The 15887-nt window shown below is 59.5% G+C and carries 15 protein-coding genes; 6 read left to right on the forward strand and 9 right to left on the reverse strand.

What is annotated here, in order from left to right; translation table 11 throughout:
- Positions 1-61: 61 nt before the first annotated feature.
- A complete protein-coding gene (locus tag SJY32_RS13745) occupies positions 62-1207 on the reverse strand; it encodes a phosphoserine transaminase (RefSeq protein WP_376876474.1) in 1146 nt (381 codons plus the stop codon).
- A gap of 157 nt (positions 1208-1364) precedes the next feature.
- Between SJY32_RS13745 and serB the strand changes: the two genes are divergently transcribed.
- Positions 1365-2261, forward strand: coding sequence for a phosphoserine phosphatase SerB (gene serB / locus SJY32_RS13750; RefSeq protein WP_376876477.1), 897 nt, complete (start codon positions 1365-1367; stop codon positions 2259-2261).
- 125 nt (positions 2262-2386) lie between these two features.
- Entirely contained in the window at positions 2387-3154 is a 768-nt protein-coding gene (locus tag SJY32_RS13755; protein WP_376876480.1) for a TSUP family transporter, read from the forward strand.
- Here the strand turns inward: SJY32_RS13755 and SJY32_RS13760 are convergent.
- The 6 genes from SJY32_RS13760 to SJY32_RS13785 form a co-directional block, all read right to left on the reverse strand.
- Positions 3142-4374 carry an MFS transporter gene (locus SJY32_RS13760; RefSeq protein ID WP_376876483.1) on the reverse strand — a complete coding sequence of 411 codons (1233 nt, stop codon included), beginning with the start codon at positions 4372-4374 and terminating at the stop codon, positions 3142-3144. The genes SJY32_RS13755 and SJY32_RS13760 overlap by 13 nt on opposite strands.
- Positions 4375-4448: 74 nt before the next feature.
- Positions 4449-5612 carry an FAD-dependent monooxygenase gene (locus SJY32_RS13765; RefSeq protein ID WP_376876485.1) on the reverse strand — a complete coding sequence of 388 codons (1164 nt, stop codon included), beginning with the start codon at positions 5610-5612 and terminating at the stop codon, positions 4449-4451.
- Positions 5609-6631: a DNA polymerase III subunit delta gene (holA, locus tag SJY32_RS13770; RefSeq protein ID WP_376876487.1), complete on the reverse strand. Its 1023-nt coding sequence runs from the start codon at positions 6629-6631 to the stop codon at positions 5609-5611. The genes SJY32_RS13765 and holA overlap by 4 nt, the downstream gene beginning before the upstream one ends.
- Positions 6628-7104, reverse strand: coding sequence for an LPS assembly lipoprotein LptE (lptE, locus tag SJY32_RS13775; protein ID WP_376876490.1), 477 nt, complete (start codon positions 7102-7104; stop codon positions 6628-6630). The genes holA and lptE overlap by 4 nt, the downstream gene beginning before the upstream one ends.
- 22 nt (positions 7105-7126) lie before the next feature.
- Positions 7127-9667, reverse strand: coding sequence for a leucine--tRNA ligase (gene leuS / locus SJY32_RS13780; RefSeq protein ID WP_376876493.1), 2541 nt, complete (start codon positions 9665-9667; stop codon positions 7127-7129).
- Positions 9668-9886: 219 nt separating this feature from the next.
- A complete protein-coding gene (locus tag SJY32_RS13785) occupies positions 9887-10411 on the reverse strand; it encodes a DUF3576 domain-containing protein (protein ID WP_376876496.1) in 525 nt (174 codons plus the stop codon).
- 314 nt (positions 10412-10725) lie between these two features.
- On the opposite strand from SJY32_RS13785, the gene SJY32_RS13790 reads away from it, so the two are divergent.
- Entirely contained in the window at positions 10726-11667 is a 942-nt protein-coding gene (locus SJY32_RS13790) for a porin (protein WP_376876499.1), read from the forward strand.
- 150 nt (positions 11668-11817) lie between these two features.
- Positions 11818-12480 (forward strand): YggS family pyridoxal phosphate-dependent enzyme, encoded by a 663-nt coding sequence (locus SJY32_RS13795; RefSeq protein WP_376876502.1) that lies wholly within the window; start codon positions 11818-11820, stop codon positions 12478-12480.
- Positions 12481-12486: 6 nt separating this feature from the next.
- Here SJY32_RS13795 and SJY32_RS13800 read toward each other — a convergent pair whose 3' ends face one another.
- Together SJY32_RS13800 and ribA are read right to left on the reverse strand one after the other, a co-directional pair.
- On the reverse strand, positions 12487-13017 hold the full coding sequence (locus SJY32_RS13800) for a L,D-transpeptidase (RefSeq protein WP_376876505.1): 531 nt from the start codon (positions 13015-13017) through the stop codon (positions 12487-12489).
- A complete protein-coding gene (gene ribA / locus SJY32_RS13805; RefSeq protein WP_376876508.1) occupies positions 13014-14072 on the reverse strand; it encodes a GTP cyclohydrolase II in 1059 nt (352 codons plus the stop codon). Before ribA ends, SJY32_RS13800 begins: the two co-directional genes overlap by 4 nt.
- A 174-nt stretch (positions 14073-14246) precedes the next feature.
- On the opposite strand from ribA, the gene SJY32_RS13810 reads away from it, so the two are divergent.
- Positions 14247-14933 carry a response regulator transcription factor gene (locus SJY32_RS13810; protein ID WP_376876511.1) on the forward strand — a complete coding sequence of 229 codons (687 nt, stop codon included), beginning with the start codon at positions 14247-14249 and terminating at the stop codon, positions 14931-14933.
- A gap of 108 nt (positions 14934-15041) precedes the next feature.
- Positions 15042-15830, forward strand: coding sequence for an exodeoxyribonuclease III (locus tag SJY32_RS13815; RefSeq protein WP_376876514.1), 789 nt, complete (start codon positions 15042-15044; stop codon positions 15828-15830).
- Positions 15831-15887 lie beyond the last annotated feature (57 nt).

Consider the following 15887-nt stretch of genomic DNA (forward strand, 5'->3'; position numbering starts at 1 on the left):
TCCTGTAATTTGAAATGGGAGGGAAAGGTGGGCGGCGCTTGGCCGCCCGACCACATCCTGATTAGGCTTGTGCTTCGATCTCGGCGGTGAACGCCCATTCGAGCCAAGGCAGCATTGCTTCTACGTCGGAGGTCTCGATCGTCGAGCCGCACCAGATCCGCAGGCCAGCAGGCGCATCGCGGTAAGCGCCGGCATCAAGAGCCACGTTTTCTTTTTCCAACCGCTTTGCAACGGCTTTGGCAAACGCGGCACCGTCTTTGATGCGATCATCGGTGAACTTCAGGCAAACCGATGTGGTCGACGCAGTTGCCGGATCAACCGCGAGATTTGCGATCCAATCACGCGTCGCGCAGAAATCGGAGATAGCCTTCGCATTTGCTTCAGACCGCGCGATCAGACCTTTCAGCCCGCCTTGCGCCTGAGACCATTTCAACGCAACGAGGTAATCCTCAACGCACAGCATGGACGGGGTGTTGATGGTCTCACCTTTGAAGATACCTTCGATGAGTTTTCCGCCTTTGGTCATGCGGAAGATTTTCGGCAGCGGCCACGCCGGCACGTAGCTTTCGAGCCGCTCCACAGCGCGTGGCGACAGGATCAAAACGCCGTGCGCGCCTTCGCCGCCCAACGCTTTTTGCCACGAGAAGGTGACGACATCTAGCTTGTCCCAAGGCAGGTCCATCGCGAAGGCGGCCGACGTCGCGTCGCAAATCGTCAGCCCTTCGCGATCCGCGGGGATCTTGTCGCCATTCGGAACGCGCACACCCGAGGTGGTCCCGTTCCATGTGAAGACAACATCTTTGTTGAAATCAACGGTGTCGAAGTCAACGATCTCGCCGTAGTTGGCTTTTTTGACTTCAGCTTCGATCTTGAGCTGTTTGACGACATCCGTCACCCAACCCTCGCCGAAGGATTCCCAAGCCAGCATTTCAACCGGACGCGCGCCGAGCATCGACCACATCGCCATCTCAACGGCGCCGGTGTCCGAGCCGGGGACGATACCGATGCGGTAATCGGCGGGAACGCCCAGAACCTCAGCCGTCAGGTCAATCGCTTCTTTGAGTTTGGATTTCCCAACAGCAGCGCGGTGCGAGCGGCCCAAGGGCGCATCAGCAAGCATGTCGAGGGAATAGCCAGGAAATTTCGAGCAAGGGCCCGAAGAAAAACGCGGATTGGCCGGGCGCGTTGCCGGAGCATCAAGTGCCATTGCTGGTATCCTTCCAGATATGAGCCTCTCGTTGGGGAGAGGTGTCCCGCTGACGCATCTACGGCCCGCGAGGCTCTGGCACAAGATGCAAAATTGCGCTAATGCGCCCCTAAATCGTGAAAATGCGACACGTCCCTCCACTATAGGAAACACGCTTATGTTCATCGCCACTCTCCTCGCCGCGCCGACCAAAGCCAATCTGGACCGTGTGACGGTTGAATCCCTGCGCGATGCGTGGGGCGGGGGTGGCGCGCGCTGGCTCAATCCCGGGATCGCGGCGGAGATTGATCTGGCCGCGATGCCGGCAAATCGCTGGGATGTGTGGGAGGGCTTGCAATCGCAAGGGATTGATCTGGTTATCCAGCCCGCCGAGGGCCGCGTCAAACAGATGCTGTTGGCGGATATGGACAGCACGATGATCCAACAAGAATGTATCGACGAGCTGGCCGATGTCGCCGGTTTCGGCGAGCGGGTAAAGGGCATCACCGCCCGCGCAATGAATGGCGAGCTGGATTTTGATGCGGCACTGCGCGAGCGCGTCGGCCTGCTCAAAGGCCTGCCCGAGTCCGTGATCCGCCAAGTCATCGACGAGCGGATTACCTTCATGCCAGGTGGCGCGCAACTTCTCGGCACGATGAAGCGTGAAGGGGCTTATGCCGCGCTGGTCTCCGGCGGGTTTACGGCGTTCACCGGCTACGTCGGACATGCGTTGGGGTTCGATGAAGATCGCGCCAATACGCTGATTACGGCCGCTGGCGTTCTGACGGGTGAGGTTGGCACGCCCATCTTGGGTCGCGAGGCGAAGGTTCAGGCACTGAAGGATATCACCGCCCGCCTCGGAATTTCGCCGCAGGACGTGATGGCCGTTGGCGACGGGGCGAATGACCTAGGGATGCTCGGCCTTGCGGGTGCTGGCGTCGCGCTCCACGCCAAGCCCTCGGTTGCGGCGCAATGTGATATCCGTATCAACCACGGCGATCTCACAGCGCTTTTGTATATCCAAGGCTATTCGGTCAACGAATTTGCTGCGCGGGCCGCGTGCGCTTGTTGCTGATACCGTAACGCAGATTTCTAACATCGCGAGGCGGGCCCCCGCGACGCCTTGCGCTTCGGGCTGCGCGACCATATCCCAAGCAGGGGCAACCACAGGTCGGTCGGTTGTGCCTCGGGGGATCGTGGATGTTTGAGTTTTCCTATGAAATTGTGGCGCTTTTGCTCTGCGCAGCCTTCGTTGCGGGCTTCGTCGATTCCATCGCAGGCGGAGGTGGGCTCATTACGCTGCCGGTGCTGATGTTGGCGGGGGCGAGTCCTTTGGAGGCGTTATCGACCAACAAAGTCCAAGGCGCTTTTGGGGCGGCGACGGCGGCCATCTCATACGCGCGCTCTGGTCTGGTAGATTTGCGGGCGCAAAAGGGGGCTGCGTTGCTGGCGTTCGGCGCGGCGTTCCTTGGCGCGATGCTCATTTCAGCCATTCCGACCGAGCCGCTTCGGCTGCTTTTGCCTGTGCTGCTCGTTGGCATCGCGCTGTTCTTCGCCTTTAAAAAACGCCTCGATGATACGGATCGCCAGCAGCGTATTACAACGAAGGTCTTCGTTCTGACGCTTGTGCCGCTGTGCGGATTTTACGACGGTTTGGTGGGCCCGGGTGCGGGGGCGTTTTACATGATCGGTTTTGTGACGCTTGCTGGCTACGGTGTGCTCAAGGCCACGGCGCATACCAAGCTTTTAAACTTTGCGTCCAATATCGGCGGTCTCGTCGCCTTCGCGGCCGTGGGAAAGCCGCTTTGGCTAGTCGGGATCGCGATGGGCTTGGCGCAGGTCGCCGGCGCGCGGATCGGCGCGAAGGTCGCGATGCGGGTCGGTGCGCGGGTGATCAAGCCGCTCTTGGTTGCAACCTCCAGCATTCTCGCCGCGCGGTTGATCTGGCAGATGATTCAGACCGGCTGAGACACGCGGTTTTCCCTTACGGGGAGATGTACGATCGCGGAGAACGCCCCGATTGCGACACCGATCCACCAAACCGCCGTGTAATCGCCGTAGATATCATAGAGCTTTCCGCCCAACCAAACCCCGAGGAAGCTCCCGATCTGGTGGCTTAAGAATACGAATCCGTAGAGCGTGCCCATATACCGCAACCCGTAAATATGCGCGACCAGCCCCGAGGTGAGTGGCACTGTCGCCAGCCATAGCGCCCCCATCGCAACGGAGAATATCAAAACTGTGGCAGGGGTGATCGGTAAAATGATGAAGGCTGCGGCAACCACGGTGCGGGCGGCGTAGATCCCCGCCAACAAGTACTTCTTGCTAAACCGCTTCCCCAATGCGCCCGCGTAAATCGTTCCGGCGATATTGGCCAAGCCAATCACCGATATCGAGATCGCGCCAAGGGCCGTTGTGGACGAAATCCCGAGGCCGGCGAGTAAACCCGTCGGGTCAATCGCTCCGCACATCTCCGTCACCATTGCCGGGAAATGCGCAGTAATGAAGCCAAGTTGATAGCCACACGAGAAGAACCCGAGGAATATCAAAAGGAAAGACGGGTCGCGAAAGGCGCGGCCGACCACCGATCCCATGCTTTCTTCAAGCGCGCTGCGGCTTGCCAAGGAAGGGGCGCGTAGCAGCGGCAAGGCAAAGAGGGCGCATAGGATAAGCGCGGCAAATATAACGAAAACGGACTGCCATGGGAAATAGGCCAAGAGGGCCGCGGCGAGCGGCGCGCCGAACACTTGCCCCGCAGAGCCCGCAGCCGTCGCGATGCCGAGCGAGAGGGACCGGTTCTCATCCGAGCTTGCGCGACCAACGACCGCGAGAATAACGCCGAACCCTGTGCCCGCGATGCCAAAGCCGACGAGAACTTCAAGAAGTTGATGTTGCAATGGTGTGATCGCAAAGCTGGAAAGCACAAGCCCTAACGCATAAAGCAGAGCTCCCGCGATGATCGCTTTGCGATCTCCGAACCGTTCCGCCAGCGCGCCGAAAATCGGTTGGCCGATCCCCCATGCAAGGTTTTGAATCGCAATTGCGAGCGAGAACTCGGCGCGTGGCCAGCCAAATTCTGAAGCGATCGGGATTTGAAAGACACCAAAACTCGCGCGGATCGAGAAGCCGATCATCAAGATGAATGCGCCGCCGATCAAGACAGGGGTAAGGATGCGAGTTTGGGTCATGTTGGGCTCCGTTCAGGCTGCCTGAGTGCGGCAGATGGAGGCCAAGGTCAAATGATGCTTTGTGATGGGGGCAATTAGCTTGCGTGTAGGCCGACATGCCGCCCTTGGGCGAAGCAGCTTGTGAGAAGATAGCCGCCAGTTGGGGCTTCCCAGTCCAGCATCTCGCCACAGACGTAGATCCCCGGCAGGGCGCGCAGCTGCAAGGCTTCGTCGACGCTCTCCCGGGTGATGCCGCCGGCGCTCGAGATCGCCTCGTCCAGCGGGCGCGGGCCTTGGTGCGGCACAGGGATGGCTTTAAGGCGCTCTGCGAGTGTTCCAGGATCTGACGGGAGAGGACGCGCCCATTCCATCAGCAAGGCGAGTTTGACCGGATCAAGGTTTAACGTTTTGCGCAACCAGTTGGTAACTGTCGCTTTGCCGCGTTTGGCTTGCAGTTTCGCCGTGAGTTGGGGGAGCGTCAAATCAGGAAAAGGATCAAGGGTAAGCATCGCGCCCTTCCGAAGGCGAGCGGCGAGGGCATAAATCCCGCCACCCTCAATCCCGCGTGCCGAGATGACGAATTCGCCGCGTGAAACCGTTGCGCCCGCGCGCAGGGCTACGTTTTTGACGGGCGCGCCAAGATAGGGTGACATGTGATCAGACCAATGGAGCACGAACCCCATATTGGCAGGCTCGAAGGGGGTAATCTCGACCCCCTTCTCTTGCAACCAAGGCACCCACGCGGCGTCAGATCCAAGCCGTGGCCAACTCGCCCCGCCAAGGCCAAGGATCGTCGTCTTTGGTGTAAGGCGTTGCAGACCTTCTGGTGTCTCAAACAGCAGGGCATCCCCGTCAAACCCGTTCCAACGCCAGCGTGTTTTCACATCGATCCCGTAGCGCGCCAGTCGCGCCAGCCAAGCGCGCAGCAAAGGGGAGGCCTTCATCCGAACTGGAAAAACGCGGCCCGTAGAGCCTGTAAACAGCTCTTCGCCAAGGTTGCGGGCCCAATCCATAACCTGTTGCGGCCCGAATTCGGCAAGAATAGGTCGCATCCAATCCGCCGAAACGTGATCGCAAAACGTGTCAATCGGCTCGTCTCGGGTGATGTTGAGACCTGACTTCCCCGCCATCAAAAACTTGCGCGCTGGGGAGGGCTTGGCTTCAACAATCATGACATCGCGGCCGCGCAGAGCCATCGTCTCTGCAGCCATAAGACCTGCCGGCCCCGCGCCGATAATGAGGACATCCGGTTGCTTCATCGGCTGGCAACAACGGTGAGGCGCATCAGGGCGCGTTCTATGACGGCCATTGTCGGCGCGCGGGAAGATGACCGCAGGATCAGATCGGCGTTGATCAATTCTTTCAATGCGGTTTCAAGTTTGAACATGCCCCAACTTGAGGCTTGGCGTAGCATCTTGTCGCGGCGCGGCCCGAAGATGGGCGGGCGGGCGCGCGCGATTCCTTGCGCGGGGCCGCCGGGATCGGAGGCGGCTGCATGCAGCGCGCGAAAATGCCGAAGGGCCTGAATAGCGATCGTCACGGGGGCAACACCTTGCCCCTCGATCCGGCGCATCATCGGGCCAAGCTCTCCGACGCGGCCCTCTGCTACGATGTTGAGAACATCGTCAACATCCGCGTCCACAGTTGCTGGCGCGCAGGCGACAACATCTTCAGGCGCGAGAAGCGAGGGGTCGTTGTACTTATAAAGCGAAATCTTCTCAACGGTTTGCCGGAAATCTCCCGGATCAAGCGCCCGTCCCAAAGCCATTAAATCATTCATCGCTTGGGGTGAAATCGATTTTAGGCCGGCTTTCTTAAGGACATCTTCCAACTCGTCACGGCTGGGAGGATCGTCATAAATACCTGCCGCGTAGGCGTTGTTGTGTCCCTCAAAGACTTTCCGCAACGCCGATTTGGCCGTGAGCGAGCCGCCGGTGACGATAATCTGCGCATCGCCATCTTTCCATTCTTTAACTGCCGACGCGATAATGGGGGCCATAGCATCGGTGGCGTCCTCAACAAATGCGACGCGCGGGCCGGGAAAGAAGCCTACCGCTTTCACGGCATCCAAAAGCGCCGAAGGCTCTTTGCGCAACGAGGCGGCGGGAATACGTGTCATGCGCATTTCCGCCTCGCCCGCCGGTCCGATCAGGGCGGCGATGACCTCTTGCCGTTTGAGCGCCACCCGCATTGCATCCGCGCCAAAAATCAACAATCCCAAGCGATGCGCTTCGGGCTTGGCAAAGTAGCGGGTGGCTTGCAGGCCGGCGAGTTTCATTGCGGTAAGGACGAGGCGGTGGCCAAGAGCCGCGTCACAATTTGATCCGCCAGCATCACCATCAGGCGCTCGTGTGCGTCATCCTCCGCGGATTGTGTTGCGACGGTCGATCCCGTGGCCGACCAGGACGTGAAGGACGCAACTTCGCCGTTCAACAAAACCGCATCCGTGGAAGCATCGACGAGTTTATATTCCGCCGTCCCTGTTAAGGAGTAGCGCGTTGTCGCGTTCTCGGGCGTGACGGCCTGCCCTGTTGAGTCGGTTTCGATTTCGTAATCCAAACGATACCGTTGTGCGGTGACATGCCCCAATCGATCCGCGATGCGCATCGTGAGCGTGTAGTCATCGCGGCTCTCGGGCGTTTGGGTCGCGACCCCGCCCAGCAGGACTTTCGCCCCGCCAGTCGGGCCATATGCGGGCGCGAATCCGCAGCCCATCAGGACGAGCCCGCAGATCGCGAGCCCGCCTTTCATAAGGGATCTTCGGTTGGTGTGTTCAGATAACGACATTCACAATCCGCCCTGGCACGACGATAAGCTTTTTCGGCGCTGCACCGTCGAGCGCTTTGATGACAGCTTCATCCGCCAGCACCAGCTTTTCAACCTCTGCCTTATCCATTCCGGTCGGCACAGTGATTTCGCCGCGCTTTTTGCCGTTGATCTGGATCGGCAAGGTGACGCTATCGGCCACCAGCATCGCCGGATCGGCCTTCGGCCACGGCGCTTTGACAACGAGCCCCTCGCCGCCGAGGACGGCCCAAAGATCTTCGGCCAAATGCGGCACCATTGGCCCCATCAATTGCGCCATGATCTTCATCGCATCGCGTTTTGCCGCGTTGGACGCGCCGGATTTCGCCAGCGCATTGGTCAGCTCGTAGAGTTTCGCGACGGCTTTATTGAACGCGAATCCGTCGATGGATTTGGTGATCTCGTCGATTGCTTTGTGCGCGGCGCGAAGCAAATCTTCGTCCTGCGCCGCATCGCCGCCCTCGCCAGCCGCTATTTCATTCCCGATCCGCCACACGCGGGCCAAGAATTTCGCCGCCGCCTCCGCGCCCGAGGCCGTCCATTCCACATCCCGTTCCGGCGGGCTGTCCGACATCACGAACCAGCGCGCGGTATCGGCGCCAAAATCGCGGATGATATTCATCGGATCGACGACGTTTTTCTTCGATTTCGACATCTTCGCGGAGGGGATGATTTCCACCGCTTCGCCGGTCTCGATCAGTTTGCCATCCTCAACCGCCTCCGGCAGATGATAAATCGCGCGGCCATTGGCATCGCGGGTGAGGTAAATCTCATGCGTCACCATGCCTTGCGTGAACAGCGCGTTGAACGGCTCGATCGCTTTGGCGGGCAGGTGGCCGGTTTTATGCATCGCGCGGGCGAAGAAGCGCGAATAGAGCAGGTGCAAAATCGCGTGTTCGATGCCGCCGATATATTGATCGACGTTCATCCAGTAATCGGCCTCGGCGGCATCCGTTGGCGTCTCGGCATGCGGCGAGGTGAAGCGCGCGTAATACCACGAGCTGTCCACGAACGTATCCATCGTGTCGGTTTCGCGCTTGGCCGGTTTGCCGCATTGCGGGCAGTCACAATTGCGCCACGACGGGTGCCGGTCGAGCGGGTTGCCGGGCTGGTCAAACGTCACATCATCGGGCAGGCGCACGGGCAGGTTCTTTTTGCGCTCGGGCACCACGCCGCAAATCTCGCAATGCACGACAGGAATCGGGCAGCCCCAATAGCGTTGGCGCGACAGGCCCCAATCGCGCAGGCGGAATTTCGTGACGCCCTCGCCAAAGCCCTTTTCCTCGGCCACAGCAATCGCGGCGGCAATCGCGTCTTCGCCGGTTTGCTCGGTCTCGCCCGCAAAGCCACGGATGAACCGGACCTTCTCGGATTTCAGCGGCGTATATTCCGCAGCCGGATAATCGCCCTCAATCGGCTCGAACACGGGCGTGATCGGCAGGGCGTATTTCGTCGCGAATTCAAAATCGCGCGCGTCATGGGCGGGGCAGCCGAAGATCGCGCCGGTGCCGTAATCCATCAAAATGAAGTTGGCGATGTAAACCGGCAGCTCGATGGAGGCATCCAGCGGATGTTTCACGCGGATGCCGGTGTCGCGGCCCAGCTTCTCGGCGGTTTCAATCGCCTCCGCGGTGGTGCCGCCTTTGCGGCACTCGGCCACAAACGCCGCCATCTCAGGATCGGCGGCTTCCAGCGCTTTCGCGAGCGGATGATCCGGCGAAATCCCCGCGAAGGACGCGCCCATCAACGTATCGGGGCGGGTGGTGTAGACCTCCAGCGTCTCAAAACCCTCCGGCGCGCCGATCAGATCGAATTTGAATTGCAGGCCGCGCGATTTGCCGATCCAGTTCGCCTGCATCAGGCGCACCTTCTCGGGCCAGTCTTTCAACCCATCCAACGCGCCCAGCAATTCCTCGGAATAGTCGGAGATTTTAAAGAACCACTGCGTCAATTCACGCCGTTCGACCAGCGCACCAGACCGCCAGCCGCGCCCATCTTCAACCTGCTCATTGGCGAGCACGGTCATATCGACCGGATCCCAATTCACCACCGCGTTTTTGCGATACACCAAACCCGCGGCGAGCATATCGAGGAACATCGCCTGCTGTTGGCCGTAATATTCGGGATCACAGGTGGCAAATTCGCGCGACCAGTCAATCGACAGGCCCAGCGGCTTCATTTGGTCGCGCATGTCTTTGATGTTGGAATAGGTCCAATCCTTCGGATGGCCGCCGCGTTCCATTGCGGCATTCTCCGCCGGCATCCCGAACGCATCCCATCCCATCGGATGCAGCACACTATACCCGCACGACATTTTATACCGCGCGACCACATCGCCCATCGTATAATTGCGCACATGGCCCATGTGGATGCGGCCCGACGGGTAGGGGAACATCTCCAGCACATAGTATTTCGGCCGCGACGGATCGCGCGTGGCTTCAAAAACGGAGGCGTCATTCCACGCGTCCTGCCATTTCGCTTCGATAGTGCTGGGTTCGTAACGCGACATCATGTGCCCCTCATCCGGAATTCTGCCCTCGCGGTCTACACTGGCTTGGGGGGAGAGGTCCAGAACGGCTTGCTTTCTGGAGGGTGGCTAAGGAGCACGGTGCGCTCGAATCGCGTGGGGGCGATTGTGCAAATCTGACGATCGCAAAGAAAAACCCCCGCGCGCCGCGCAGGGATCATCTATGTAGTATACTGCAACCGCGCCAAACGGCGCCCGCCCTCACAGTTTCGAATCGCGGATCCGCAACTGACGGGCGCGTGTCATGATCGCATCCTCGACAGCTTTCGTGGTTTCTGTCGACACCGCCGCGCCTCCGCTGGTTTCCAACGCGAGCTTGAGCGACCGCGCATCCAGTGCCGGATCCTGAACATACACAGTCGCGCGATAGGCGCGTCCGCCGCCAGGAGGTGTGCCGTAGCCTGTCACGATGACGCCCGAGAACGGATCAACAGATTGGATCGGCAGGAAGTCGAGCACCTCGAGGGAGGCCTGCCAGAGATATTTGTTCACTTCGACGGTCGTATTTGGATCCGTGTTATTGCCGAACAGATCCCCGAGCGTCGAAGAGCGCTGAGTCGTGCGCAAAGCGGGTTCGCGATCGATTTTCGCCTGTTCTGCAGCCACTTCGCGATTTGCGCGAGAGGTTGTCGAGAACAATCCCCCTGACGACCCGCTGCCGCAAGAGGCAAGAATGCCGACCAAAACAATAAGGCCGCTCCCGCGTGCAATCCGTTTTCCTAGCATCCCCGCCCCCTTATGGCTTTTCGAGTTCTCTAACCGAATGGCCCTTGCGCGACAAGGCATTTCCCATGTGCAACGCCCCCTGATGACGCAGATGTGGGCGCGCGCCTGTTTCGTAAAATCACGCGTAACCGCATGATTGGCAAGCTTCCGCCGATTTCAAGCACTGTGGCAAAGCTGCATCACGGTTTTGTTCATTCAGACCCGTCTCGCCCGTTTTGTTTGCAATAAGGCAGGGATGGGGCGAAAAAGCATCCATACCCAGTTCGGACTCCTCGAATTGGGAATGCACCTTAGATACAATGAGGGAACACACGATGAAAAATCTTCTTCTTGCTACGACCGCTCTGGTCCTCACCGCTGGTGTTGCTGCTGCTGAAGTAGCAGTTTCGGGCGACGGCCGTATGGGCGTTGTTTATGACGGCGATGAAATGAACTTCGAAAGCCGCGCACGCGTCAAGTTCACCCTCTCGGGCGAAACTGATGGTGGCTTGGGCTTCGGCGCTTCGTTCCGTTCGCACGAAGCTGTTGACGCAGAAGCTGGCCTCGAAGGCTCGATCTACGTTTCGGGCGCATTCGGCAAAGTCGAAATGGGTGACACTGTTGGCGCTTCGGAAGCACTCCTCGGCGATCTGCCAGAAGTTGGCTTCACCGACATCGGCAACAACGACATCCCGTACCTGACCGGCGACCAGAACGACACGTTCTTCGATGTTGCTAGCGGTGGCGCTGACGGCGCGATCACTGCAGCAGACAACCCGTCGCTCCTGTACACGTACACCACCGGCGCTCTGTCGTTGGCTGCTTCGTTCACCGACGGTTACAATGACGACCGTATCAGCACTGACGACCAAGAGTACGCACTCGCAGCTTCGTACAACTTCGGTTCGTACGCAGTTGGCCTCGGCTACGAAGTTGCTGATGCAGACGGCGTTGGCAAAGCAAAAATGCTCGGCCTCGGTGGTACTGCTAACTTCGGCGACACCGCTGTTAAAGCATTCTACGGCGAAGGCGACGACCTGATCGACGGCGTAAAAGTTTACGGCCTCGGCGTTGAGTCGGCATTCGGTGCAACCACCGTTGCTGCTTTCTGGCAGACCCAAGACTTCGACTCGGTCGGCCTCGATAAAATCGCTTACTACGGTATCGGCGCTTCGTACGACCTCGGCGGCGGCGCTGCGGTTGTTGGCGGCGTTGCAGACTCCGACGAAGACGGTTCGGACGCTGTTTACGACCTCGGCCTGCAGTTCAACTTCTGATTTTATCAGAATTTGACAGGAAAGGACGGGCCTTGTGCCCGTCCTTTTCTTTTACGCGACTGCTTGCTGAACATGATGCCCCCTGATCTGGGGGCTTTTGTTTTATCTATCTGATGCGCTATCTCAGGGGCAGAATGAACGGAGGCGATCATGGGGCTTGCATTGATTAAAGCGCGACTCGCTCAGGCCGAGCGCGCAGCGGGGCGCGCCGAAGGGTCCGTCACGCTTATCGCGGTGTCGAAAGTGCAACCGAACGCGCGGGTTGAGGCCGTATTGCGCGACGGGCACCGTGTCTTTGGGGAAAACTACGTTCAGGAAACGGCCGGTAAATGGCCGGAATGGCGCGCGGAGTTCCCCGACGCGCAGGTGCATATGATTGGTCCGCTGCAAACGAATAAGGCGAAGCAAGCTCTCGATCTATTTGATGCGATTCACACGCTGGACCGTTCTTCCTTGGTGAAGAAATTGGCAACACTCGCACAGGCGCGGGGGGCTTGCCCCGATATATTTGTGCAGGTCAACACCGGATCCGAGCCACAAAAAGCGGGTGTGTTGCCCGATGAATTGGATGGTTTCCTGAAGGATGTCATCGCGGCCGATCTGCCCGTGCGCGGCCTGATGTGCATTCCGCCCGAAGGCGACGACCCGATGCCGCATTTCAACGCGCTCGGGCAGATGGCGGCGCGCAACGGGCTTTCGGGCTTATCGATGGGTATGTCCTCGGATTTTGAGGCGGCAGTCGCCGCCGGGGCCACCCATATCCGCGTAGGCTCCGCACTTTTTGGCGCGCGGGATTACGGCCACCAAAGCTAAGGGCCGTCAGGCGCGGTCTATTGCCTTGTGTCCGCGGGGGCGGAACCGCGTGATTGGTGGAACCAAAAGCGGTTCACCCGGTGCGATCCGCCGTGCGAGATGCAACAAATGGTCTTGCCGCATTGCGATGCATCCGGCGGTTGGGAAAGTTGCCCTCCGCCACGTGTGAATGAAAATCGCGGATCCTTTACCCGCCACCGCCTGCGGGTAATTCCAATCGGTGACCAGCACCAGATCATAGAGAGGGTCGGCGCGGCGTAGCATCTCGTGAGAGTGCGCGAACGGCGCATGAACGAGGGTGTTGTAGTCACGATCACCGCTCTCGTCGCACCAAAGGTCGCGCGGGCCGATTGCGCGTGACCAGTGCGGTGCGTTCCCGATACGGTCGGCGCGGTGAAACATCTCGACGATCCGGTGCGCGCCAATCGGGGTCGCGCCGTCCCCTTCCCGTTTATGAAGGGCCAAGCCACCACGGCCCACCGTGCAGGGATATGTTACCCCCTTAAACAAAAGCCCGCGCGCGGTCAGGCGGATCATAGGATATGGCCCGATTTCGCGGCTTTGGTCGCCAGATAGCCCGCGTTGTGCCGTGAAAGCCCAACATGCAGCGCGACACGTTCCGTCACGCGCACGCCGTTAGCCTCCAGCATTTGAACCTTTGCGGGGTTGTTCGTGAGCAAGCGGACCTGCGAAAAACCAAGCTCACGCAGGAGGCTTGCGCCGAGGCGGAAGTCACGCTCATCATCCTCAAATCCGAGGCGGTGGTTCGCTTCGACGGTGTCAAATCCCTGATCTTGTAACGAGTAAGCCCGCATCTTGTTGGCAAGGCCGATCCCGCGGCCCTCTTGATTGAGGTAGAGCAAGACGCCTGCGCCAAGCTGCCCCATTTGGCTCAGCGCCGCATCCAATTGCGGGCCGCAGTCACATTTCAATGAGCCAAGCACGTCGCCAGTGAAACATGCCGAATGCAAGCGCGCGAGAACAGGTCGATCGCGATCAGGGGAGCCTATCTCAATCGCATAATGCTCCACCCCGCCGTCATCTGGGCGGAAAATATGCAGGCGACCTGCCTCAGCTGCTCGCATCGGTACGCGCGCAGCGGCGATCGGAGCAAGGATCGCCTCATGTTTGAGAAGCTGAAGCGTTTGGGCGGGATCGAGGCGGGTCAAACCGGCGAGCGGCGTCGCCTCGACAATGATCGCGGCGGGCAGAAGCTGCGCCGATTTGGCGAGCGCAATTGCGGCCCGACCGGTGACCGCTTCCCCCTCGCGCAGCGAGCGGAGCGGGCCTTTCATCGGCACGCGCAGATCGTCCGCGGGATCGGCCAGCGCGCGCAGCCACGTCAGATCGGCGCCGTTCGGCACCACGATCCGCGCGATGTCAGCGTCGTAAGCTGTGGCCTTCAAGGTCTCGGCGCGTCTTGCGGTCAGGGCGAGTGTCAAACTGCCAAGTGCCCGAAGCGCCTCGAGCCGCTCGGAGGTCAATGTTTCGACCGCGACCGCGAGTGCTCCGCCGAGGACGACCGGAAGGCCCATCCGTAAATCGGCGCGTGCGCGGTTTATTTCTTCGATCGGGGTCGGGCCAAGACTCATTATCACTCTCCTGCATGGGGAAGTGATAGCGGTGCGTGACATAAATTGAAACATACCCCGTGATTGCGACACGCTTGCGTGAGGTTTCTTTCACACCCCTTGCCGAATGCGTGATCGCGCAACAGCTTGGACGAAAGAATGGCCCTCATGTGGGCAAAACGATGGAGACGAGCAATGGCTGGTTTGAAGAAAATCCTTCTGGTGGACGATGATGACGATCTGCGCGAGGCACTGGCCGAGCAATTGGTCGCGACCGATGATTTTGATGTGTTCGAGGCCGATTGTGGCGCGGCAGGTGTCGAGCGCGCAAAGGAAGGGCTCTACGATCTTGTCATGCTTGATGTCGGTTTGCCCGATACAGATGGGCGGGAGCTCTGCAAAAAACTGCGTAAGCTGGGGGTTAAATGCCCGATTTTGATGCTGACCGGTCATGACACGGACGCCGATACAATCCTCGGGTTGGACAGTGGCGCGAATGATTACATTACCAAACCATTCAAGTTCCCAGTCCTTCTTGCGCGCATCCGTGCCCAGCTTCGCACGCATGAGCAATCGGAAGATGCCGTCTTCCAGCTTGGGCAATACACGTTCAAGCCCGCCGCGAAGATGTTGATCGATGATAAGGATAAGAAGATCCGTCTGACGGAAAAGGAAACGAATATCCTGAAGTTCCTTTACCGCGCGACCGACGGCGTGGTGGCGCGCGATGTGCTCTTGCATGAGGTGTGGGGATATAATGCGGGCGTCACGACGCATACGCTGGAGACCCATATCTACCGGTTGCGCCAAAAAATCGAAACCGATCCGTCGAATGCGCGTCTGCTCGTGACGGAGTCGGGTGGTTATCGCCTCGTCGCGTAACGGTGCGTTACGCACAGATGAGGGCCCCCGCATTGGGGGCCCTTTTCGCATAGTTCGGGTTGCGCCTGCGGGGCGTTTCTCCGATTGTGCGCGAAACAGGAGATCACCATGTCATTCACCCTCGCCACTTGGAACATCAACTCTGTCCGCTTGCGCGAGGCGCTCGTGTGTCGCCTGATGGGCGAGGAGTTGCCAGACGTTTTATGTCTGCAAGAGTGCAAAAGCCCTGTAGAGAAAATCCCGATGGAAGCCTTCCGCGCCCTTGGATACGAGCATTTCGTCGCTCGCGGGCAGAAAGGCTATAACGGCGTCGCGATCCTCTCGAAGATGCCAATCGAGGAAGTCGGCGCCGAGGACTTTGCGCAATTGGGCCACGCGCGCCACATTGCGGGACGACTTGCCAATGGTGTGACAGTCCATAATTTTTACGTGCCAGCAGGCGGCGATATTCCGGATCGCGAGGTAAATGAGAAGTTCGGGCAAAAGCTCGATTATCTTACGCAAATGCGCGACCACTTCCATGCGCGCAAGCCTGAGAAAGCGATCCTCGTGGGCGATTTGAACATTGCCCCGCGCGAGGATGATGTTTGGAACCACAAAAGTTTGCTGAAGATCGTCAGCCACACACCGGTTGAGGTAGAGCATCTCGCGCAGGCGCAGGACGCCGGCGCATGGGTTGATATCACGCGGCAAGATATTCCTGCAGGAAAGCTCTATTCGTGGTGGTCTTATCGCGCGAAGGATTGGGACGCGGCCGATAAGGGGCGCCGCCTTGATCACGTTTGGGCCACGCCCGATATTTCGAACGCGGCGCATGGCTCGCGCGTTCTGCGCACAGCGCGCGGCTGGGAGCAGCCCTCCGACCACGCGCCGGTCTTCGCAACATTCGATCTGTAACCCCCTTGGCGCGGCGTGAAAGCGACCGCATATAAGTCAAACGCTAAACAGGAGAAG

This window comes from Albirhodobacter sp. R86504 (genome assembly GCF_042466415.1).
GTDB lineage: Bacteria > Pseudomonadota > Alphaproteobacteria > Rhodobacterales > Rhodobacteraceae > Albirhodobacter.

Excerpts from the sequence above, each read along its gene's own strand:
- lptE (WP_376876490.1), bottom strand. The coding sequence starts at position 7,104 with ATGAAAGGCGGGCTCGCGATCTGCGGGCTCGTCCTGATGGGCTGCGGA.
- SJY32_RS13745 (WP_376876474.1), bottom strand. The coding sequence starts at position 1,207 with ATGGCACTTGATGCTCCGGCAACGCGCCCGGCCAATCCGCGTTTTTCT.
- holA (WP_376876487.1), bottom strand. The coding sequence starts at position 6,631 with ATGAAACTCGCCGGCCTGCAAGCCACCCGCTACTTTGCCAAGCCCGAA.
- SJY32_RS13790 (WP_376876499.1), top strand. The coding sequence starts at position 10,726 with ATGAAAAATCTTCTTCTTGCTACGACCGCTCTGGTCCTCACCGCTGGT.
- SJY32_RS13800 (WP_376876505.1), bottom strand. The coding sequence starts at position 13,017 with ATGATCCGCCTGACCGCGCGCGGGCTTTTGTTTAAGGGGGTAACATAT.
- SJY32_RS13760 (WP_376876483.1), bottom strand. The coding sequence starts at position 4,374 with ATGACCCAAACTCGCATCCTTACCCCTGTCTTGATCGGCGGCGCATTC.
- SJY32_RS13785 (WP_376876496.1), bottom strand. The coding sequence starts at position 10,411 with ATGCTAGGAAAACGGATTGCACGCGGGAGCGGCCTTATTGTTTTGGTC.
- SJY32_RS13815 (WP_376876514.1), top strand. The coding sequence starts at position 15,042 with ATGTCATTCACCCTCGCCACTTGGAACATCAACTCTGTCCGCTTGCGC.
- serB (WP_376876477.1), top strand. The coding sequence starts at position 1,365 with ATGTTCATCGCCACTCTCCTCGCCGCGCCGACCAAAGCCAATCTGGAC.
- SJY32_RS13765 (WP_376876485.1), bottom strand. The coding sequence starts at position 5,612 with ATGAAGCAACCGGATGTCCTCATTATCGGCGCGGGGCCGGCAGGTCTT.
- leuS (WP_376876493.1), bottom strand. The coding sequence starts at position 9,667 with ATGTCGCGTTACGAACCCAGCACTATCGAAGCGAAATGGCAGGACGCG.
- SJY32_RS13795 (WP_376876502.1), top strand. The coding sequence starts at position 11,818 with ATGGGGCTTGCATTGATTAAAGCGCGACTCGCTCAGGCCGAGCGCGCA.
- SJY32_RS13810 (WP_376876511.1), top strand. The coding sequence starts at position 14,247 with ATGGCTGGTTTGAAGAAAATCCTTCTGGTGGACGATGATGACGATCTG.
- SJY32_RS13755 (WP_376876480.1), top strand. The coding sequence starts at position 2,387 with ATGTTTGAGTTTTCCTATGAAATTGTGGCGCTTTTGCTCTGCGCAGCC.
- ribA (WP_376876508.1), bottom strand. The coding sequence starts at position 14,072 with ATGAGTCTTGGCCCGACCCCGATCGAAGAAATAAACCGCGCACGCGCC.